Origin of the sequence: Minwuia thermotolerans (genome assembly GCF_002924445.1) — a bacterium.
In the GTDB taxonomy this organism is placed as follows: Bacteria; Pseudomonadota; Alphaproteobacteria; order Minwuiales; family Minwuiaceae; genus Minwuia; species Minwuia thermotolerans.
Genome location: NZ_PIGG01000064.1, coordinates 159,188 through 178,207, shown reverse-complemented (window position 1 = coordinate 178,207; position 19,020 = coordinate 159,188). Strand labels below are relative to the sequence as shown.

At 68.5% G+C, this 19,020-nt stretch carries 20 protein-coding genes; 12 read left to right on the top strand and 8 right to left on the bottom strand.

Features of this window, described 5'->3' with window-relative positions; translation table 11 throughout:
* Positions 1–92: 92 nt before the first annotated feature.
* From CWC60_RS17965 to CWC60_RS17940, 6 genes are all read left to right on the top strand, one after another.
* On the top strand, positions 93–2,291 hold the full coding sequence (locus tag CWC60_RS17965; protein WP_109795289.1) for a marine proteobacterial sortase target protein: 2,199 nt from the start codon (positions 93–95) through the stop codon (positions 2,289–2,291).
* Positions 2,291–2,869, top strand: coding sequence for a class D sortase (locus CWC60_RS17960; RefSeq protein ID WP_206420010.1), 579 nt, complete (start codon positions 2,291–2,293; stop codon positions 2,867–2,869). Before CWC60_RS17965 ends, CWC60_RS17960 begins: the two co-directional genes overlap by 1 nt.
* A 76-nt stretch (positions 2,870–2,945) precedes the next feature.
* Positions 2,946–3,734, top strand: coding sequence for a coniferyl-alcohol dehydrogenase (locus CWC60_RS17955; protein ID WP_109795287.1), 789 nt, complete (start codon positions 2,946–2,948; stop codon positions 3,732–3,734).
* The gene (locus CWC60_RS17950; RefSeq protein WP_109795286.1) at positions 3,731–4,525 is read left to right on the top strand and encodes a citryl-CoA lyase; all 795 of its coding nucleotides are present in this window, start codon (positions 3,731–3,733) and stop codon (positions 4,523–4,525) included. Before CWC60_RS17955 ends, CWC60_RS17950 begins: the two co-directional genes overlap by 4 nt.
* Before the next feature lie 11 nt (positions 4,526–4,536).
* On the top strand, positions 4,537–5,619 hold the full coding sequence (locus tag CWC60_RS17945; RefSeq protein WP_109795285.1) for an SDR family oxidoreductase: 1,083 nt from the start codon (positions 4,537–4,539) through the stop codon (positions 5,617–5,619).
* Between the two features lie 136 nt (positions 5,620–5,755).
* Positions 5,756–6,688: an aminotransferase class IV gene (locus CWC60_RS17940; protein ID WP_206420009.1), complete on the top strand. Its 933-nt coding sequence runs from the start codon at positions 5,756–5,758 to the stop codon at positions 6,686–6,688.
* Positions 6,689–6,811: 123 nt separating this feature from the next.
* Here the strand turns inward: CWC60_RS17940 and CWC60_RS17935 are convergent, their stop codons facing one another.
* Positions 6,812–7,954 (bottom strand): pyridoxal phosphate-dependent aminotransferase, encoded by a 1,143-nt coding sequence (locus CWC60_RS17935; protein ID WP_109795284.1) that lies wholly within the window; start codon positions 7,952–7,954, stop codon positions 6,812–6,814.
* 87 nt (positions 7,955–8,041) lie between these two features.
* Here CWC60_RS17935 and CWC60_RS17930 point away from each other — a divergent pair, with 87 nt between their 5' ends.
* Both CWC60_RS17930 and CWC60_RS17925 read left to right on the top strand, forming a co-directional pair.
* A complete protein-coding gene (locus CWC60_RS17930) occupies positions 8,042–9,388 on the top strand; it encodes a M48 family metalloprotease (RefSeq protein WP_109796439.1) in 1,347 nt (448 codons plus the stop codon).
* A 93-nt stretch (positions 9,389–9,481) separates the two neighbouring features.
* A complete protein-coding gene (locus CWC60_RS17925; RefSeq protein WP_109795282.1) occupies positions 9,482–10,228 on the top strand; it encodes a DsbA family protein in 747 nt (248 codons plus the stop codon).
* Here CWC60_RS17925 and CWC60_RS17920 read toward each other — a convergent pair.
* Positions 10,197–10,409 carry a DUF1289 domain-containing protein gene (locus CWC60_RS17920; RefSeq protein ID WP_109795281.1) on the bottom strand — a complete coding sequence of 71 codons (213 nt, stop codon included), beginning with the start codon at positions 10,407–10,409 and terminating at the stop codon, positions 10,197–10,199. The genes CWC60_RS17925 and CWC60_RS17920 overlap by 32 nt on opposite strands.
* A gap of 37 nt (positions 10,410–10,446) precedes the next feature.
* Positions 10,447–12,009 (bottom strand): EAL domain-containing protein, encoded by a 1,563-nt coding sequence (locus tag CWC60_RS17915; RefSeq protein WP_125182822.1) that lies wholly within the window; start codon positions 12,007–12,009, stop codon positions 10,447–10,449.
* An 89-nt stretch (positions 12,010–12,098) separates the two neighbouring features.
* On the opposite strand from CWC60_RS17915, the gene CWC60_RS17910 reads away from it, so the two are divergent.
* A complete protein-coding gene (locus tag CWC60_RS17910) occupies positions 12,099–13,025 on the top strand; it encodes an SMP-30/gluconolactonase/LRE family protein (protein ID WP_109795279.1) in 927 nt (308 codons plus the stop codon).
* Between the two features lie 12 nt (positions 13,026–13,037).
* Here CWC60_RS17910 and CWC60_RS17905 read toward each other — a convergent pair whose 3' ends face one another.
* From CWC60_RS17905 to CWC60_RS17890, 4 genes are all read right to left on the bottom strand, one after another.
* Positions 13,038–13,655: an acetyltransferase gene (locus tag CWC60_RS17905; protein WP_109795278.1), complete on the bottom strand. Its 618-nt coding sequence runs from the start codon at positions 13,653–13,655 to the stop codon at positions 13,038–13,040.
* Between the two features lie 65 nt (positions 13,656–13,720).
* Positions 13,721–14,257, bottom strand: a complete 537-nt coding sequence (locus tag CWC60_RS17900) for a TlpA family protein disulfide reductase (RefSeq protein WP_109795277.1) — start codon at positions 14,255–14,257, stop codon at positions 13,721–13,723.
* A gap of 52 nt (positions 14,258–14,309) precedes the next feature.
* The gene (locus tag CWC60_RS17895; RefSeq protein WP_206420008.1) at positions 14,310–14,783 is read right to left on the bottom strand and encodes an OsmC family protein; all 474 of its coding nucleotides are present in this window, start codon (positions 14,781–14,783) and stop codon (positions 14,310–14,312) included.
* A gap of 4 nt (positions 14,784–14,787) precedes the next feature.
* Positions 14,788–15,009, bottom strand: coding sequence for a DUF1127 domain-containing protein (locus CWC60_RS17890; RefSeq protein ID WP_109795275.1), 222 nt, complete (start codon positions 15,007–15,009; stop codon positions 14,788–14,790).
* Positions 15,010–15,103: 94 nt separating this feature from the next.
* Here CWC60_RS17890 and CWC60_RS17885 point away from each other — a divergent pair, with 94 nt between their 5' ends.
* Positions 15,104–16,045, top strand: a complete 942-nt coding sequence (locus CWC60_RS17885) for a transcriptional regulator GcvA (protein WP_338133093.1) — start codon at positions 15,104–15,106, stop codon at positions 16,043–16,045.
* A gap of 9 nt (positions 16,046–16,054) precedes the next feature.
* On the opposite strand, the gene CWC60_RS17880 is transcribed toward CWC60_RS17885, so the two are convergent.
* Positions 16,055–16,933: an MJ1477/TM1410 family putative glycoside hydrolase gene (locus tag CWC60_RS17880; RefSeq protein ID WP_164516622.1), complete on the bottom strand. Its 879-nt coding sequence runs from the start codon at positions 16,931–16,933 to the stop codon at positions 16,055–16,057.
* Between the two features lie 160 nt (positions 16,934–17,093).
* On the opposite strand from CWC60_RS17880, the gene CWC60_RS17875 reads away from it, so the two are divergent.
* Both CWC60_RS17875 and hemA read left to right on the top strand, forming a co-directional pair.
* On the top strand, positions 17,094–17,600 hold the full coding sequence (locus CWC60_RS17875; protein WP_109795273.1) for a hypothetical protein: 507 nt from the start codon (positions 17,094–17,096) through the stop codon (positions 17,598–17,600).
* Positions 17,601–17,788: 188 nt separating this feature from the next.
* Positions 17,789–19,018 (top strand): 5-aminolevulinate synthase, encoded by a 1,230-nt coding sequence (gene hemA, locus CWC60_RS17870; protein ID WP_109795360.1) that lies wholly within the window; start codon positions 17,789–17,791, stop codon positions 19,016–19,018.
* The last annotated feature ends 2 nt before the right edge of the window (positions 19,019–19,020 follow it).

The following is a 19,020-nucleotide window of genomic DNA, read 5'->3' as shown; positions in this document are numbered from 1 at the left end:
CATGACCCCGACTTCGCCTCAGTTCGGCACGGCTTCGCCCCATTGCCGTAGTGCCATGGTGCCCGCACGAGGACAAACGATGGAGGCGGGCCATGCGGATCGGGATTCGGGAATTGCTGCGGCAGGGGATGCGGGCGGCGCTGCTCGCGGTGGTTGCCGCACCGGCGCTGGCCCAGACGCCGGGCGGCGGGCTGGTCGCGCTGAACGATGTGGCCTCGGGCAGCCTGCTGCTCCGGACGGACGAGCCCGGCCGCTATGTCCGCGCGCCGCTGGTCGCATCCAGCTTCGACATCGACATCTCCGGTCCGGTCGTCCGGGCCACCGTCACCCAGCGGTTCCGGAACGTGTCGGACAAATGGGTGGACGGCCGCTACGCCTTCCCCCTGCCCGACGAATCCGCCGTCGACAGCCTGAAGATGCGGATCGGCGGCCGCTTCATCGAGGGCGTGGTCAAGGAGCGGGATCAGGCGCGCCGCGACTATGAGCAGGCCCGCACCGAAGGCCGCAAGGCCGCCCTGGTGGAGCAGCAGCGCCCGAACCTGTTCACCAACGACGTGGCCAATATCGGTCCCGGCGATGTTGTGGTGGTGGAAATCGCCTGGCTGCAGACCCTGGCGCCGGCCGACGGCGCGTTCGAACTGCGCCTGCCGCTGGTGGTCGCGCCGCGCTACAATCCCAAGCCGGTCGTCCATGCCGTCGATTTCGGTCCGGGCGGCTGGGCGATCCGCGATCGTGTGCCCGGTCGGGAGGCGATCGAATCGCCGCTCGCCGATCCGCGCGAACAGCCGGAAGGAACCATCTACAATCCCGTCATCATTTCGGTCGACCTGCAGGCCGGCTTCCCACTGGGCGCGGTCGAGAGCCGCCACCATGACGTGACGGTCGCCCGGGACGGCGACGAAGCCGCGACGGTCACCCTGGACGGCGCGGTGCCGGCGGACCGGGATTTCGTGCTGCGCTGGACGCCGGACGTCGGCGCGGCGCCCCACGCGGCCCTGTTCCGGGAAAGCGCCGGCGGCCGCGACTACTACCTCGCCCTGCTGACGCCGCCCGAACCCGAAGCGGTGACGGACGCGCCGGCGCGCGACGTGATCTTCGTGCAGGACGTCTCCGGCTCGATGGACGGCGAATCGATCCGCCAGGCCCGGGAAGGACTGGCGCAGGCGTTGCGCCGCCTGGAGGCCGAGGACCGCTTCAACATCGTCTTCTTCAACGACCGCATGTGGCGCTACGCGCCCGACATGGTGCCGGCGACGCCCGGCAATATCGCGAAGGCGCTCTCGGCGGTCGCAGCCATGCGCGCCGACCGCGGCACGGAGATGCTGCCGGCGCTGGAGGAGGCGCTGGCCGACGCGACGCCCGGCGAGACGGACCGGCTGCGCCAGGTGATCTTCCTGACCGACGGCGCGGTGGGCAACGAGGCGCAGATGCTGCAGGCCATCACCGCCGGCCTCGGGCGGTCCAGGCTGTTCACGGTCGGCATCGGTTCTGCGCCCAACAGCTATTTCATGACCCGGGCGGCGGAACTCGGCCGCGGCGCGGTGGTCTATGTCGACGATCCGACCGAGGTGGCCGGCCAGATGGCGGCGCTGTTCGCGAAAATCGAGAACCCTGTGCTGACCGATCTCCGGGCCGCCCTGCCCGACGGCGCGGGCGACCTCTCTCCCGACCCCCTGCCCGATCTCTACGCCGGCGACCCGGTCGTCTTCGCCTTCCACACGCCGGAAGGCGAAGCGGGCACGGTGTCGCTCACCGCCGGCCGCGGCGGCGACGCCTTCGAATGGCGGATCGATCTGGCCCAGGCCGCGCCCCGCGCCGGCATCGCGAAGCTGTGGGCGCGCAAGCACATCCGCAAACTGGAGGCTCTGGCGTCAAGCCAGGTGGGCTGGGAGATGGGCCGAGAGAAGCTGGACGCGACGATCCTGCAGGCGGCGCTGGACCATCGCCTGGTCAGCCGGCTGACCTCGCTGGTCGCCGTCGACGTCACCCCCAGCCGTCCCGACGGTGTGGAATCGACCGCCACCGAAGTACCGCTCAACCTGCCTGCCGGCTGGAACGCGGAGCGTTTCCTCGACGCCCCGGCCCCCGCCCCGCAACTTCGCAAGGCGGCCCTGCCGCAGGCGGAACTTGCCCGGCTCAGCACCGCCGCCGCGCCCCAGCCCTCCGGCGCGCCGGTTCCCCGCGGCTCGCTCGACTGGCGGGCGCGGGTGCTGGCCGGGCTTCTTCTTCTCCTGATGGCCATCGCCGGCTGGCGGCTGCACCGCCGCTGGCCAGCCGGCCGGACCACCTGATGACCGGGGACCGCATGAGCCGGCGGCGCTGGCTGACGCGGAGCGCGGTGCTGGCGTCCGCCATCGGCGGCCTCTGGCTCGCCGGCGAGGGCGCGTGGATGGCCGCCAAGGCGGAACTGGGACAGGTGCTGCTGCAGCGCGCCTGGGACGGGAACCGGGACGCGCCCTGGTCCGGCGCCGACATGAGTCCGCTGGCGCGCCTCACGGCGCCCGCGCTCGGCGTCGAGACGATCGTGCTCGACAGCGCCTCCGGCGAGGCCATGGCCTGGGGACCGGGTCATGTGCGCGGCACCGCGCTGCCGGGCGCGCCGGGGCTGGCCGCGATCGCCGGACACCGCGATTCCCATCTCGCCTTTCTCGGCGATCTCGGGCCGGGATCGGAGGTCGTCATCGAACGCGGCGGCGAGACCCACCGCTTCCGCGTCACCGGCGCCGAGGTCGTCGACAGCCGGACCTGGCGCTTCCCTGCGGAACGGGACGGTCGGCCGCGGCTGGCGCTGTCCACCTGCTGGCCGCTGGACGCTCAGACGCCGGGACCGCTGCGCCTGATCGTCCACGCCGAGGCAATCCGCGCCTGAGCTACCCCATCGCCAACCGGTTCGCCCTCCTCTAGTCTCCCCCGATCAACGCCAATCACCTGGGGAGGAACGACACATGGCGCTGGAACATCCGGTCATCCTGACGGGCTCGGCTTCTGGCATCGGCGACGCCACGGCCAAGCGGCTGCTGGACCGCGGCTGCAAGGTCATTTCCGTCGACATCAAGGAGCCGAAGCAGAAGGTCGCCGAGCATCATCACTGCGACATGGGCGACCCGGCGGCGATCGACGCGCTGGTGAAGAAGCTCGACGGCACCTATTCGTCGCTGCTGAACGTGGCGGGCGTGCCTGAATCCGTCGGCGGCGACACCTGCATGGCGATCAACTTCTTCGGCCTGCGCATGCTGACCGACGCGCTGTTCGACCGCATCGCCGACGGCGGCACCGTGGTCAGCGTCTCCTCCATCGCCGGCAACAACTGGCGCAAGCGCCGCGGTCCGCTGAGCGAGCTGCTGGCGACCGAGGGTTTCGAGACCGGCATGGACTGGTGGCGCAAGAACAAGGACGCGGTCGGCACCGACCCCTACACCTTCTCCAAGGAAGCGGTCGTGGTCTACACCATGGCGCTGGCCGGCCGCGGCCTGACCCGCGGCATCCGCGTCAACGACGTAGGCCCGGGCCCGGTGGACACGCCGCTGCTGCCCGCCTTCACCGAGTTCGCCGGCGCGGAGACGATGAAGACCATGATCGGGATGGCCGGCCGCGCCGCCCAGCCCGAAGACATCGCCGAAGCGCTGGTGGTCCTCGCCGAGGGCGAGATGGGCTGGGTCAACGGCCATCACCTGATCGTCGACGGCGGCATGTCGGCGGGCTTCTCGGCGGGCTGGCAGACCGCCGGCAAATGATGGGCGCCAAGGGCGCCGGCGCCACAGCCATCGCCAAGGCGAGCCGGACGAAGATCCGCATCCGCGGCCATGATCTCTGCGACGACCTGATCGGCAAGGTGGACTTCACCACCTTCTTTTTCCTGCATCTGACCGGGGAGATGCCGAACGAGAAGCAGGTCTTCTTCCTCAACGCCATGCTGGTGGCGCTGGCCGAGCACGGCCTGACGCCCAGCGCCCAGGCCGCGCGCATGACCCTGCAGGCCGGTCCCGACGCGATGCAGGGCGCGGTCGCCGCCGGCATCCTGGGCTGCGGCTCGGTGATCCTGGGCTCGGCGGAGAGCTGCGGGCGGTTCCTCTCGCAGGGCGTCGCCCGGGTCCGCGCCGGGGAGAGCAATGACGAGGTCGCCCGCGCGATGGTGCAGGGGCTGCGCGATCAGAAGAAGTTCCTGCCCGGCTTCGGCCACCCGCTGCACCGGCCGGTCGACCCGCGCGCTGTCAAGCTGCTGGCTCTGGCCGACGAGAAGGGCGCGTCGGGCGATCACGTCGCCTTCCTGAAGGCCGTGGCCGGCGTCGCCGACGGGATCTACGGCCGCGAGATGGTCATGAACGTCAACGGTCCCCTGCCGGCGATCCTGCTGGACCTCGACTTCCCCGAGGCGGCGCTGAAGGGCATTTCCATCCTCTGCCGCACGGCCGGACTGATCGGCCATTGCGTCGAGGAACTGGAGCGGCCCATCGGCTTCCGGCTGGCGCATCTGGGCGACGCCGGCACCGTCTATGACGGCCCCAACCCGCCCGAGGACCTGTAGGGACCGCGGCGATGGGCGGCAAGGTCCTCATCGCCGGAGCGAGCGGCATCGTCGGCGGCGCGGCGGTGCGCCATTTCTGTTCCCTGCCCGGATGGGAGGTGGTGGCGCTGTCGCGGCGCGCGCCGGATTACGAACATTCGGCCCGGCACCTCTCCCTCGACCTGATGGACGCGGAAGCCTGCGAGAAGGCGGCCGCGGAGCGCTTCGGCGACGTCACGCACCTGGTCTATGCGGCGCTCTACGAGAAGGAGGACGTGATCGCGGGCTGGCGCGACCCGGAGCAGATGGCGGTCAACGACCGGATGCTGCGCAATCTGCTCGGACCGCTGGAGCGCGAAGCGAAGGGCCTGCGGCACGTATCCCTGATGCAGGGGGCGAAGGCCTATGGCGTGCACGTCCACCATCTGGAAAGCCCGGCGAAGGAACGCTGGCCGCGCGACCCCCACGACAACTTCTACTGGCTGCAGGAAGACTACCTGAAGGAACGCCAGCAGGCGGGCCACGGCTGGACCTGGACGATCTGGCGGCCGCATCTGGTCACCGGCTTCTCGCCCGGCAGCCCGATCAACATGCTGTTCGCCATGGGCGCCTACGCCGCAATCTGCCGGGAGGAAGGCCGGCAGATGGAATTCTCCGGCGGGCCGCCCTTCATCCAGCAGATGTCGGATTCACGGCTGATCGCGCGCGGCTTCGAATGGGCCGCCGACAACCCGGCGGCGGCGAACCAGCACTTCAACATCGCCAACGGCGATATCGTCATCTGGCAGCATCTCTACCCGGCGATCGCGCGGCATTTCGGCGTCGATCTGGCCCCGCCGCGCCCCTTCCCGCTGGCCGCGACCATGCCGGCGAAGGAGGATGTCTGGCGGCGGATCGTGGAGAAGCACGGGCTGAAACCGCTCGGTCTCGCCGAGACCGTCGGCGCGTCGTGGCTGTTCGCGGACTTCGTGCTGGGCTTCGGCAAGAAGCCCTCGGCGACGGTGCTGTCTACCATCAAGCTGCAGCAGGCGGGCTTCCACGACTGCATGGACAGCGAGGACGCCATGATCGAGTGGTTCCGCGACCTGCAGGCACGGCGGATACTGCCGGTGTAGCGGCGGGGCAGAGAGGATGCGGCGTCCTGGGGCTTGACCCCAGGACCCAGTTTTTTGGTTCGCTGGGCCCTTGGATCAAGCCTGCCCCGGACACGATCCGGGGTCCAAGGGCGCCATGGTCGAACAGGAGGCAGCGATGAACGAGAACCGGCCGATGCGGGAGACGGACGCGGACAACCCCTTCGCGAAGGGCTGCGGCTTCCAGGACGGGGTCTACAAGCCGATCCACGAAGTCACGGTGAGTGTGCTCGACTGGGGCTTCAACAAATCCGACGTCACCTATGACGTGGTGCACGTGAAGGATGGCGCGTTCTTCCGCCTGGGCCATCATCTCGACCGTTTCCGGGCCTCGATGAAGGGGCTGCGCATGTCGATCCCCTACAGCCGGGAGGAAATCGCGGAGATCCTGACCGAGTGCGTCCGCAAGGCGGGGCTGCGCGACGCCTATGTCGCCATGGTCACCACCCGCGGCGTGCCGGCGCCGGGGACGCCGCGCAAGCCGAGTCTGATCGAGAACCGCTTCATCGCCTACGCCGTTCCATGGGTCGACGTGATCTCACCGGAGATCCAGGAGCGTGGCGCGCACCTGATCATCGCCCGGACGCCGCGCATCCCGTCGGCCTCGGTCGATCCGACGATCAAGAACTACCACTGGGGCGACATGATCCGGGCGCTGTTCGAGGCCGAGGACGCCGGCGCCGACACCGCCGTGCTGCTGGACGCGGAAGGCCACGTCACCGAGGGGCCGGGCTTCAACGTCTTCGCCGTGATCGATGGCGTGGTGGTCAGCCCCGACCGCGGCGCGCTGGAAGGGATCACGCGGCGCTCGGTGCTCGATCTCTGCGCCGAGCTCGGCATCCCTGCCGAGATCCGGGCGCTGACGGCGGACGAGCTGCGCGAGGCCGACGAGGTCTTCACCTCGACCACCGCCGGCGGGGTGATGCCCTGCAGCCGCGTCGACGGCCGCATCATGGGCAACGACCGGCCGGGCCCGATCTCGCTGAAGCTGAAGGAAGAATACTGGCGCCGCCACGGCGAGGGCTGGGACACGACGCCGGTGGCGTACTGAGAGACCGCCAGGGCCGGCGCCAACAAACACCTTGGCGTCCTGGGGCTTGACCCCAGGACCCAGTTTCGCTGCCCGCTGGGCCCTTGGATCAAGTCCAAGGGCGCCAGTCCATCTTCACTTCCCTCACCCCACCCATTTCTTCAGCCGCTCGGCCGCTTCCTCCATCTCCTCCGTCGAGCCGGCGAAGGAGAAGCGGACATAGCGGTGGCCGCGCGGCGGGTCGAAGTCGATGCCCGGCGTCGCAGCGACCCCCGTCTCGGCCAGCATGCGCTTGCAGAACTCCGCCGAGTCGTTGGTAAGCCCCGCCACGTCGGCGTAGATGTAGAAGGCCCCGTCTGCCGGCGCGAGCCGGTCGAAGCCGGCCTTCGGCAGTTCCCGCAGCAGCACCTCGCGGTTGGCGCGGTAACGCGCGACGTTCGCCTCCAGTTCTTCGGCGCAATCGAAGGCGGCGATCGCGGCCCTCTGGGAGTGCGCCGGCGGCGAGATGAAATGGTTCTGCGCCAGGCACTCGACGGAGCGGTGCAGGTCCTGCGGCACCACCATCCAGCCCAGCCGCCAGCCGGTCATGGAGAAGTATTTCGAGAACGAGTTGATGACGATGACCCGATCGGACAGCGCCGCCGCGGTCACGGCCCGGCCGTGATAGGTGATGCCGTGATAGATCTCGTCGACGATCAGCCGCGTCTCCCGCCCGTCGCACCAGGCGATCAGGGCGCGCAGATCGTCGGCGCCCAGCATCGTGCCGGTCGGGTTGGCCGGCGTCGCCACCAGCAGCGCGTCGAGCCGGCCCGGCACCCCATCCAGTATCTCCGGCGTCGGCTGAAAGCGCGTCTCCGGCCCCACGGGCACGCCGACGGCCTCGACGTCCAGCGAGGTCAGGATGTTGCGGTAGGCGGGATAGCCGGGTTCGGCCAGCGCCAGCCGGTCGCCGGCGTCCATGCAGGCAAGGAAGGAGAGCAGGAAGGCGCCCGACGAGCCGGTGGTCACCGCGATCCGCTCCGCCGGCACCCGGACGCCGTAATAGTCGCGGTAGTGGCGCGCGATCCGGGTGCGCAGCTCCGGCATGCCGAGCGCATCCGTGTAGCCCAGACGCTCCTCCCGGAGCGCGGTCGTCGCCGCCTCGATCACGCCCTTCGGCGCCTGGGTGGAGGGCTGCCCCACCTCCAGGTGCAGCACGTCCTTGCCCTCGGCCTCCCGCCGGGCGGCGGCCTTCATGACCTCCATCACGTAGAAGGGCGGCACCGCGCCGCGCTTTGACACTTTCATGCCCAATTCCACTTACATAAGGTGAACGAGACGCTGCCGTCCCGCCCCGCGGGCGGCGCGCCGGCCAATTCGTGGGAGCAAAAAGGCGTGCGATATTCACGCCGCATCATCGCGGCCGCCCTGATCTGCATGGTCACCCTCATTTCCGGTCCCGCCGCCGCGCAGGACCGCGGCCTCGCCCTCGTGCGCGACGCGGAAATAGAGCATATCCTCTCGATCTACGCCAAGCCGCTGTTCCAGGCCGCGAATCTGCAGGCCGGGGCGGTCAAGGTCTATCTGGTGCACGACGACACCATCAACGCCTTCGTCGCCGGAGGGCAGCGCATCTTCGTCTTCACCGGTCTGATCCTGCGCACGCGCAGTCCCGGCGAGTTGATCGGCGTGATGGCGCACGAGACCGGCCACATCCGCGGCGGACACCTGTCGCGCACCCGCGACGCCATCGCCAATTCGCAGACCATCGCCATCCTGGCGACCCTGCTGGGCGGCATCGCGGCCGCAGCCTCCGGCGAAGGCAACGCCGCCGGGGCCGGCATACTGGGCGGCCAGGGCGCGGGCCAGCAGATGTTCCTCAGCTATTCGCGCACCCAGGAGTCCGCGGCCGACCAGGCCGCGATCGACCTGATGGAGCGGGCCGGCTGGTCGCCGCGCGGGCTGATGACCTTCATGGAAGTCCTCGACCAGGAGGAGCTGATGATGGGTCTGCGGGGCAACCCCTACATGCGCAGCCACCCGCTGGGCTACGAGCGCATCCAGGCCGTCGAGCACATGGTCCGGAACTCCCCGATCGTCGACAAACCCTATCCGCCGGAACTGGTCCACGCCCACGAGATGATCAAGGCGAAGCTGTTCGGCTTCACCAAGCCGCCGGCCGAGACCTTCCGGGAGTTCCCGGTTTCCGACAATTCAGACCCGGCGCACTACGCCCGGACTGTGGCGCTGATGCGCCAGGCGCGCACCGCCGAGGCGCTGGCGGAACTGCAGCCTCTGCTGGAGGCGGAGCCGGACAATCCCTATTTCCACGAGCTGCGCGGGCAGATCCTGCTGGAAGGCGGTCGCGTGGAGGAGAGCCTGCCGCCGCTGCGCCGCGCCGCCGAGGCGACCGGTCACGGCGCGATCAAGGTCATGCTGGGACAGGCCCTGCTTGCCCGCAAGCTCGAGACGACCGATGCGGAAGCGGTAGAGATGCTGGAGGGGCTGGTGCGCGAGGACCCGGAGTTTCCCGGCGCCTGGCAGCAGCTCGCCGTCGCCTATGGCCGCCAGGGCGAAATCGGCAAGTCGATGCTCGCCAGCGCCGAGCAATATTATCACTCCGGTCAGCCGAAATACGCGCGCGAGCAGATCGACCGGGCGCTCAGGACCCTGAAACCCGGCACGCCCGAGCATTTCCGCGCCCAGGACCTCGACAACGCGATCCGGGCGCTCAACGGGTAGCGCGCGGGTCCCCGACAACCGGTTTCACGCCCATGTGCCTTGTCCGGGCCCCGGCGCTCGGGCATTGAGGGTGCTGCATTCAAGGAGCCTTACATGTTGCGATCCCTCTGCGCGGCGCTCGCGCTGTGCCTCGTCCTGCCCTTCACGTCAGAGGCGGAGGATTCCGATCCTGCCGCCGGCCTGAGCCGGGCCGAGATCGAAACCATCGTCCGCGAATACCTGATCGAACATCCGCAGGTGATCGTGGAAGCCCTGCAGAAGATGCAGGAGCGCGAGGAGATGGCGCAGGCCGAACGGACGCGCCGCATGATCATCGCCCACGCCGACCGGCTGGACGATCCGACGGGGCGCTTCGTCGCCGGCAATCCGGAGGGCGACGTCACCATCGTGGAGTTCTTCGACTACCGCTGCGGCTACTGCAAGCGGGTGATGCCGACGCTGTTCGACGAGGTCGAGCGCGACGGCAATGTCCGCCTGGTGTTCAAAGAGTTCCCGGTGCTGGGTGACGATTCGGTACTGGCGGCCCGTGCCGGCATCGCCGCGGCGGCCCAGGGCCGCTACCGCGACATGCACCTGGCCCTGATGCAGACCCGCGGCGGGCTGACCGAAGCGAAGATCATGTCGATCGCCGGCGATCTGGGCCTCGATACAGCAGAGCTCAAGCGGCAGATGTTCAGTTCCACGACCGAGGCCGAGATTTCCGCCAACTACGAACTGGCGCAGTTGCTGGGCATCCGCGGCACGCCCGGATTCGTCATCGGCACGGAGGTGGTGCCCGGGGCCATCAGCCCCGAGCAGTTCCGTCAGTTCATCGACGCGGCGCGGAAATCGAGCGGCTGACGATCTCGACCCGGCGAGCGCCGGCGCTTTCCAGGATTTCGCGGCGGCGGTCATCGTCGACCTTGCGCCATTCGGCGATCTCTGCACGGCTGCGGTAGCAGCCGAGGCAGTAGTCGCGCCCGGGGTTCAGCTTGCAGACCGAGATGCAGGGCGAAGGGATGGCTGGCGTGTCGTCGCTCATGTCCGACCGTTGACCACGGTCCGGCGGCGACTTCAAGTCAATTTGACGTCCAGTCGCCAATGCGGGCACCCTTGGCGTAACGGACCTCCAGATCCTCCAGCATGGCGAACTGGTCGTGATGATCGACCGAGGTGGCGATGATCTCCGTGCCCTGATCGCGCCAGGTCTTCAGCAGGGTACGCACCAGGAAGCGTCCGTCCTTCTGTCCGATCAATCCCTTCAGCCGGTCGGCGGCGACCTCGATATAGGCCGAGGGCTCCGAAGGCGCGAGTCCGGCGCTGTCGAGAGCGACCTCGCCCTTCAGGAAGGCGTAGAAATCGGGTACCGAGATCCGCCATGCGTGGGCCGAAGGACTGTCCAGGAAGACATCGCCCTTGCCGGCAAGCGTGCCGCCGAGCGGCGCCTCGGGACGCAGGATCAGCCGTCCCGGCGAGACCTCGGCGCGGCCGATCAGCCTGCCGATCGCCATCTGCATGTCCGGCTCGCGCAGCGTTTCGGCGCGAACCGACGCCATTACTCTCAATGAAACGCCGCGCCACAGCTTCCAGTCGCGATGCTGCGCCAGCGCCTGTCCGATCACGGCCAGTTCCAGCTCCCTTGCGAGGGCATTGTCACCGCCGAGCGTGAGCAGAACGTCGCTGTCGACCGGACGGCCATCGACCAGCGGATGCGCCCGCACCTGACGGATCGCCACCGCCTGCCTTTTGAGACTGAGAATCGGCCGGGTCTCGACCGCCATCGTCCCGGCCTTGATCGCCTGGCGCACGGCATTCGCCAGCGCCGCCGTCTCCGAGCGGGCCTCGTCGTACCGGCGGCCGAGCCCGAAGCGCCGGAAGCCTGAGGCAATGCGGCCGCGAAGGCCGCGCGCGCCATGGCTGAGGGTCGCACGCACGGCGTCGGCGGCGAGATCGGCGCCATCCGCCTCGATCTGTTCGGCGGAGAAGACGTCCCGATCCTTCACCAGGCCGGCGTCCAGCGCCGCACCCGAAATCTCGTGAAGCATCTTCTCGGCGTCGGCGTCGCGGCCGTGGAGGATGCCGTAGAGGGCGTTGTCGAGGCGCGCGGTGCGCCGCGCGCCGCTGCGCCGGGCGTGATCCTCCACGACGCGGCTCATGCGCCCGTCGGCTTCCGCGTCCAGCCCGCCGTGGACCGAGAACATGGTGACGGACCCGTCGCCGTCCTTCAGCGTCAGCGCCGCTTCGTCAAGGAAGCCGTCGCGGTCGGCCTGCCCGTCCGGACGCGCCGCCGCCGCATCGTGTTCCCACCACTCGGCATCGCCCGAAAGACGGTAGACGAAAAGCACCACACCGCCCGGCTCCTCGCGGCCCGCGGGCCGGCCGACCAGCATGTACTCGCCGCCATGGCCGTCGCCACAGACCTGCGGCTCGTCGCCGCCCTGGCGGATGCCCAGCGCCACCCGCGCCATGGCTTCGGCGACCGGGGCCTGAAAGGCTCGGCGGAGTGGCTTGCGCCAGAGTTCCACTGCCGACGCGCCGAACAGCGCCTCCACCTCGCCCGAGAGCTCGCGGATATGGTCCTCGGCGGAGAGCTTCAACGTGACCGAGGGTTTGCCCAGCCGAACATGGGGGTTTGCATTCATCCTGCCGACCTGTACCGGTATTGCGTCCGCCACGATACTGGGGCGGTAACATTGTACGATCCGTTAACCGGAGGGGAGGCCGGAACGACATGTCAGAGATCCGTATCGTCACCGAGGGACTGCGGTTCCCCGAAGGCCCCATCGCCCTGCCCGACGGCGACGTGCTGGTCGTGGAGATCGCCGCCGGCCGGCTGACCCGCTGCCACCCGGACGGTTCGACGACCGTCGTCGCGGAACCGGGCGGCGGCCCCAACGGCGCCGCGATGGGCCCCGACGGCAAGTGCTATGTCTGCAACAATGGCGGCTTCCGCATCTTCGAACGCGACGGCCGCATCATTCCCCTGGATCAGCCGGACGACTATTCCGGCGGCCGGATCGAGCGCATCGACATCGAGACCGGCGAAGTCGAGGTGCTCTACACCCATTGCGGCGGCGTGGCGCTGAAGGGACCGAACGACATCGTCTTCGACAAGGCCGGCGGCTTCTGGTTCACCGATCACGGCAAGATGCGCAAGCGCGAACGGGACACCACGGGGGTCTACTACGCCCTGCCCGACGGATCGAAGATCGTGGAGGCGATCTTTCCCTCCGACGGACCGAACGGGGTCGGGCTGTCGCCCAACGAGGACGAACTCTATGTGGCGGAGACCCACACCGGCCGCGTCTGGGCCTACACGCTGAGCGGTCCCGGGGAGATCGCCGGCGGCCGACGTCCCGTGCGCGGGGCCCAGGGCCGGCTGCTGGTCGGGCTGCCCGGCCACCAGCTCCTCGACTCGCTCGCCGTCGACAGCGCCGGCAATGTCTGCGTGGCGACCATCCACAATGGCGGCATCACGGTCGTGCCGCCCGACGGCAGCCATGTCAGCCACGTGCCCATGCCCGACGAGATCACGACCAACATCTGTTTCGGCGGCGCGGACCTGAAGACGGCCTTCATCACGCTGAGCTCGACCGGCCGGCTGGCCGCGGTGGAATGGGCCCGGCCGGGACTGGCGCTGAACTTCCTGAACAAATAGCTGGCCGGGCCGTCAGCGCGGCCGGGCGCGGCCCTCGCCGTAGGCGGTGACGCCGTCGGCCACGTCGCCGATGACCGCGGCGCCCGCGCCGACGGTCGCCCAGTCGCCGATCCGCGCGCCGGGCCGGGCGGCGACGCCGGCGCCCACAAGTGCGCCCTGCCCCACCGTGACAATACCGGCGAGGCGCGCGCCGACGGCGATGTGGGCGAAGTCGCCGATGACGACGCCATGACTGGCGCTCGCGGACGTATTGAGGATCGCGTGGCGGCCGATGCGCGCCTCCGCCTGCACCACCGCGCCGGGATGAACGACGGCGCCCTCGGCCAGTTCGGCGCTGGGCGAAACCCAGGCGAAGGGATGAACCAGCGTGGCGAAGGAGCGGCCTTCGAAGCGGCCGGCGATGTCACGGCGACGGGCGTTGTCGCCCACGCCGATGACCAGCGCCGTGTTGCGGTCCAGGTCCGACACGGCATCGAGACCACCGGTGCGGACCGGCGCGCCCAGCACTTCGGTGTCCCACAGCATGCGGTCGTCGTCGAACAGGCAGACGACCTCCAGGCCCATGGCGCGCGCCGTCTCCAGGCATTCCCGGGCGTGTCCGCCGGCGCCGATGATCGCGATCTGATGCATGGCCCGCCCTCTCCGCCGTTCAGCGCCTCATGATACCGGCAAGGCCGCGAGTCGGAAGCGTGGAGTCAGAACAGCCGCTCAAGCGCGGGACGCAGGTCGCCATAGGTGACGTGGGTCTGGGACGGGCCGTCCTCGGCGACGAACAGGTAAGTAACCTCGCCATTGCGGTCGAAGAGGAAGACCGCCGGAACGCCGCGGACGTCGCCGAAGGTGGAGAGCGTCTCCCCGTCGCCCTCGACCAGCCGGAAGCGCGGCGCGGTCTGTTCGATGAAGCGCGCGCGCTGCTCCGGGCTGGACCGGCCGCCGAAGTCTTCATGCACGTTCACGCCGACGACCAGCAGCCCCTTGCCGGCATAGAGATCGTGGATGCGGTTGAAATGAGCGAATTCGTTGCGGCAGGGCGGACACCAGCTCGCCCAGAACGTCACCAGCACCGGACGGTCCTCGATATCAGCCTCCGCCAGGGCGGGACCGTCAATACCGGGGAGGCCGGCCAGGGCGCGCACGGCGTTGCGCGCCGGCAGACGCACTTCGGCGTGAACCGCCGTCGGCATCGCCAGCATCGCCGTGGATGCGACAAGGAATCGACGTCGGCTCAGCATGTAATCCCGCTACCACGGGGGGTCACAAAAAAGCAATAGCGCCGCGCACGGCTCAGCGCGCCACGACCTCGGGATTGTGAATGACGTCGAAATTGACGGAATTGGCGATGAAACACACGCGGTGGGCCGTGCCGTGCAGGCGCCTGGCGTGGTCCAGCCTGACCGCGTCGGCGATGACCACCCGCGGCTCGAGCACCACTTCGGTAAAGCGGCCGCCGCCCTTGCCGTCCTCGACCATCGTGCCGCGCGCTTCGTCGCTGTAGTCCAGAACTTCGATGCGGGCGCGGGCGCAGCAGGCGAGATAGCTCAGCATGTGACAGCTCGACAGGGCGGCGACGAGCATGTCCTCGGGGTTCCAGAGCTCGGGAACGCCCAGAAAGGCCGGATCGGACGACGTCGTCAGCGACGGCTTTCCGGGCGCGGCGATACGGTGAGTCCGATCAAAATCCTCGTAGGACCGGAAGCCGCCTGCCGCGCCCGTCCAGCGCAGTTCGATGCGATAGTCGTGCCGTCCGTTCGCACTCAACGGATCAACGCCTCCAGAAGGGCTTGCGGCTTTCGCGCCAGGCCGCCTCGCGGTCGATGCCGACATCCGCCAGCAGACGGTCGTCCAGCTTGGCGAGCTGCGAGCGCTCGGACTGGCGCTGATGCCAGAGCGAGAGAGTGTTGCCACGCCGCAGCACGCCGTCAACCAGCGAGCTCAGGGGGTTGTGGTGGACGGCGGGTCCAGCGGTTTCAATGATCTTCGCCATCTTAACTACTCCAGTCAGGTCGCGCCGACGTCTTCGGCGCAGGGGCTCATCTAGGGGCGTCAAGGGGTACTGACAAACGACAGTTTCTCAGGGTATGTATGAGAAAATCTATTACGGAAGAATCGCCATGGCCCGCCGTTTACCGCCGCTTAACGCAATTCGCGCCTTCGAGGCCGCGGCCCGTCATTTAAGTTTCACGAGGGCATCCGAAGAGCTGAACGTGACCCCCGCGGCGATCAGCCATCAGGTCAAGGGACTGGAGGACTGGTTCGGGCTGAAACTGTTCAAGCGCCGCAACCGCGAGATTCTGATGACGGAGGCCGGGCAGATGCTGCTGCCGGGCGTGCGGGACGCGCTCGACCTGCTGGAATCGACGACCCAGCGCCTGTCGGCCAGCGACGGCGGCTCGGAGCTGCGCATCACCTGCATGCCCTCCTTCGCCTCCAAATGGCTGGTGCCCCGCCTGTCGCACTTCCGGACCCTTTACCCCGACATCGACGTACTGCTGTCGACCGAAGAGCGGATGGTCGACCTGGATGTCGAACCCTTCGACATCGGCATCCGTTCGGGCTGGGGCCAGTATCCCGGCTTGACGGTCTACCGGCTGTTCGACGACGCGGTCTTTCCGGTCTGCAGTCCCGGCCTGCTCAACGGCGACAAGCCCCTGCGCCGTCCCCAGGACCTGGCGGGACACGTGCTGCTGCACGACGACTACCCCGTGGGCTGGACGGAATGGCTGGCGGCGGCCGGAGTCAGCGGTGTCGACCCGAAGCGCGGTCCCACCTTCGACAACTCGGCCATGCTGCTGCAGGCCGCCGCCGAGGGCCTGGGCGTTGCGATGGCGCGCCACGCACTGGCCTATGCCGACCTGCTGGCGGGCCGTCTCGTCCGGCCGTTTTCGATCACCCTGGCGTCCGACTTCGCCTATTACCTGGTGCATGTCCCGCGGGTGGCCGAACAGCCCAAGGTGGCGGCGTTCCGGGACTGGCTGATCGCCGAGGCCGACGCCTACCGCGCCGAGCAGGACGCCGGGTGAACCCGGCTCTCAGTCCCGCAACAGCAGATCGGGGACGGGCGGGTCGAAGCCGGCGTTGACCGTCATCCTGTCCAGCGGCCGGACCGTCGCATAGGGCAGATAGCCGGCGGCCCGGCCCTTTTCGTAGACCCGTGCGATATTGGCGGCGGTTTCGGGATATTCGACCAGCAGGACCGGCTTGCCGGCGGCGCGCGCCATGTCCAGGTGCTTCTTCGCCCAGTCGAAGGATTCCCGGGCGTTTGGCGTGTCGGGACCGTCCAGACCGAAGAACAGATCCTCCTTGGCCTGGGCATCAATGGTCCGGCGATAGGCCTCGTTGGCCAGCAGATCCTCGGCGTTCTGGGGCACGATCAGAAAGCCGGGCTCGCGGCTGCGGGCATGCCGGGCCAGAGCGCGGACAAAGGCGACCATTTCCGCTTCGGCGTTCTTCCGGCCCTTTTCCTGGAAGTACCAGTAGGCGTCGACAATATCGAGGTAGACCCCGTCGAAGCCGGCGTCGATGATCCGGTCGAGATAGGCCTCGGGTCCGCCGAAGATGAGGCGCTGCCAGTCCTCATCCCAGAACCGGACCTTGTAGTTGCCGGCCCAGTCGGGGTTCTCCGCCTCCAGCCAGAGCGGCGGATTCCGCGACCATGCCCGCTTCCAGTAGTAGCGGTAGTCCTCGGCCTCCCCGATCGAAAGATAGGCGAGCACGATGCGCCGGCCGCCATCGGGCTTGCGCTTCATCAGGGCCACGTCCTCGGGCGCCAGCGCCCGGGCGCCGCTGCCGTCGCGGGAATAGTCGACGATCGCCAGGTCGAACCCGCTGGCCGCGACCAGTGCCGGGTCCGGCCCCGACAACCAGTAGGTCAGGGACCGCGCATCGGCGATGTCAGCGGCCCGCGCCATGCCCGGCCCCATAGCTGCAACTGCCACTATCAACAGCAGCCGGTACAATACTACCAATGTTGTCATCCGCCGGCTCCGTTATCGTTCTGTTTACTGCCATGACGCTATAGATCGGCATGACAAATCGCCTCGCAAAGGTTTCGGAGGCAAGGAGTACGCCATGAGTGAGCCTGCGACCAAGGTCGACGAGAAAAAGCCGAAGGATCATCAGATCATTCACGTGCCGAACACTTTGCGCGCCAAGGTCGGTTCGGGCAGCGGCGTCGACCCGGAGCTGATCAGGAAGGCCCAGGACGCCATCGACGAGATGGCGGAGGAGTTCCGCGTCTGGGCCGAGAAGGACATCATGAAGGTCCAGGAGATGGTGGCGGACACGCCGAACCAGACCGGCGATCTCGACAAGCACTATGACCGCATCTTCGGCGTCGTCCATGACCTGAAGGGTCAGGGCGGCACCTTCGGCTATACCCTGCTGACCAGCGTCGGCGACAATCTCTGCCACTTCATCGACAATCTCTCCGCTCCGTCCGTGGATGACCTCACGGTGATCGCGCCGCATGTCGAGGCGCTGAGGGCGATCCTGAAGCACGACGTACGCGGCAGCGACGACCCCATCGGCGTGGAAATCGTCGACAGCCTGCACAAGCTGACCCAGCGCCGCCGCTGACGGCCGCGCCAGCGGCGCCGGCAGCGCCGTTTCGCCACGTCCGCGTGGCCTGTGTCACATTGCCGTTCGACGTCAATCCGTTATTGTGATTTCCACAACCAGCGCGCTTGTTCGCGCGCGGGAAGCGGAACGCCGGCTGCGGCCCGCCGCGGCGCAAGGCCAACACGACGCCGAGAAGGAACGGTATCATGGACTACGGCCAGATCTTCTCCGATGCCGTGCGGCAGCTCCATGACGAGCGTCGCTACAGGATCTTCACCGAGCTGGAGCGTCACCTGGGCGAATTTCCCCGGGCGACCAACCACTCCCGCGACGGTCGGCCCGGCGTCACCGTCTGGTGCTCGAACGACTATCTGTGCATGGGCCAGCACCCGAAGGTGGTGGAGGCCATGAAGGCGGCGGTCGACCGCATGGGCGCGGGCGCCGGCGGCACCCGCAACATCTCCGGCACGCATCACGCCATCGTCGAGCTCGAGAAGGAGCTGGCCGACCTTCACGGCAAGGAACGGGCGCTGGTGCTGACGTCGGGCTTCGTCGCCAATGAGGCGGCGATCTCGACAATCGCGCGCTTCCTGCCCGGCTGTGTGATCTACTCCGACGAGCTCAACCACGCCTCCATGATCGCCGGCATCCGCCATTCCGGGGCGGAGAAGAAGATCTTCCGCCACAACGACATCGATCATCTCCGCGAGCTGCTGCAGGAAACCGATCCGGCGCGGCCGAAGCTGATCATCTTCGAAAGCGTCTACTCGATGGACGGCGACATCGCGCCGCTGGCGAAGTTCTGCGACCTGGCCGACGAGTTCGGCGCCATGACCTATCTGGACGAGGTCCATGCCGTGGGCATGTACGGTCCGCACGGCGCCGGCGTCGCCGAGCGCGACGGCGTGATGGACCGAATCGACATCATCCAGGGCACGCTGGCCAAGGCCTTCGGGGTCATCGGCGGCTATATCGCCGCCTCGGCCGATCTGGTGGATACCGTGCGCTCCTACGCGCCCGGCTTCATCTTCACCACCGCCCTGCCGCCGGGAATCGCGGCGGCGGCGACGGCCAGCATCCGCCATCTCCGCACCAGCGACGCGGAGCGCGAGAAGCAGCAGGAACGGGCGGCGACGCTGAAGGCGCGGCTGGCCGCGGCGGGACTGCCGGTGATGCCCTCGGTGACGCACATCGTGCCGGTGCTGGTCGGCGAACCGGCGCTGTGCAAACAGGCCACCGACATGCTGCTGGACGACTACGGCATCTACATCCAGCCCATCAATTTCCCGACGGTCCCGAGGGGCACGGAGCGGCTGCGGATCACGCCGGGACCCGGCCATGACGACGCCATGATGGATCAGCTGGTCGATGCGCTGCTGATGGTGTGGGAGCGCCTCGGCCTGCAGCTTCAGCCCAAGGCCGACGCGGCGGAGTAAGC

What these genes read in the sequence shown, in the direction of transcription:
- CWC60_RS17935 (WP_109795284.1), bottom strand. Translation starts at nt 7,954, where the DNA reads ATGAAAGTGTCAAAGCGCGGCGCGGTGCCGCCCTTCTACGTGATGGAG.
- CWC60_RS17875 (WP_109795273.1), top strand. Translation starts at nt 17,094, where the DNA reads ATGAGTGAGCCTGCGACCAAGGTCGACGAGAAAAAGCCGAAGGATCAT.
- CWC60_RS17940 (WP_206420009.1), top strand. Translation starts at nt 5,756, where the DNA reads ATGAACGAGAACCGGCCGATGCGGGAGACGGACGCGGACAACCCCTTC.
- CWC60_RS17950 (WP_109795286.1), top strand. Translation starts at nt 3,731, where the DNA reads ATGATGGGCGCCAAGGGCGCCGGCGCCACAGCCATCGCCAAGGCGAGC.
- CWC60_RS17890 (WP_109795275.1), bottom strand. Translation starts at nt 15,009, where the DNA reads ATGGCGAAGATCATTGAAACCGCTGGACCCGCCGTCCACCACAACCCC.
- CWC60_RS17925 (WP_109795282.1), top strand. Translation starts at nt 9,482, where the DNA reads ATGTTGCGATCCCTCTGCGCGGCGCTCGCGCTGTGCCTCGTCCTGCCC.
- CWC60_RS17905 (WP_109795278.1), bottom strand. Translation starts at nt 13,655, where the DNA reads ATGCATCAGATCGCGATCATCGGCGCCGGCGGACACGCCCGGGAATGC.
- CWC60_RS17955 (WP_109795287.1), top strand. Translation starts at nt 2,946, where the DNA reads ATGGCGCTGGAACATCCGGTCATCCTGACGGGCTCGGCTTCTGGCATC.
- CWC60_RS17885 (WP_338133093.1), top strand. Translation starts at nt 15,104, where the DNA reads ATGTATGAGAAAATCTATTACGGAAGAATCGCCATGGCCCGCCGTTTA.
- hemA (WP_109795360.1), top strand. Translation starts at nt 17,789, where the DNA reads ATGGACTACGGCCAGATCTTCTCCGATGCCGTGCGGCAGCTCCATGAC.
- CWC60_RS17910 (WP_109795279.1), top strand. Translation starts at nt 12,099, where the DNA reads ATGTCAGAGATCCGTATCGTCACCGAGGGACTGCGGTTCCCCGAAGGC.
- CWC60_RS17960 (WP_206420010.1), top strand. Translation starts at nt 2,291, where the DNA reads ATGACCGGGGACCGCATGAGCCGGCGGCGCTGGCTGACGCGGAGCGCG.
- CWC60_RS17915 (WP_125182822.1), bottom strand. Translation starts at nt 12,009, where the DNA reads ATGAATGCAAACCCCCATGTTCGGCTGGGCAAACCCTCGGTCACGTTG.
- CWC60_RS17880 (WP_164516622.1), bottom strand. Translation starts at nt 16,933, where the DNA reads ATGGCGCGGGCCGCTGACATCGCCGATGCGCGGTCCCTGACCTACTGG.
- CWC60_RS17920 (WP_109795281.1), bottom strand. Translation starts at nt 10,409, where the DNA reads ATGAGCGACGACACGCCAGCCATCCCTTCGCCCTGCATCTCGGTCTGC.
- CWC60_RS17945 (WP_109795285.1), top strand. Translation starts at nt 4,537, where the DNA reads ATGGGCGGCAAGGTCCTCATCGCCGGAGCGAGCGGCATCGTCGGCGGC.
- CWC60_RS17965 (WP_109795289.1), top strand. Translation starts at nt 93, where the DNA reads ATGCGGATCGGGATTCGGGAATTGCTGCGGCAGGGGATGCGGGCGGCG.
- CWC60_RS17900 (WP_109795277.1), bottom strand. Translation starts at nt 14,257, where the DNA reads ATGCTGAGCCGACGTCGATTCCTTGTCGCATCCACGGCGATGCTGGCG.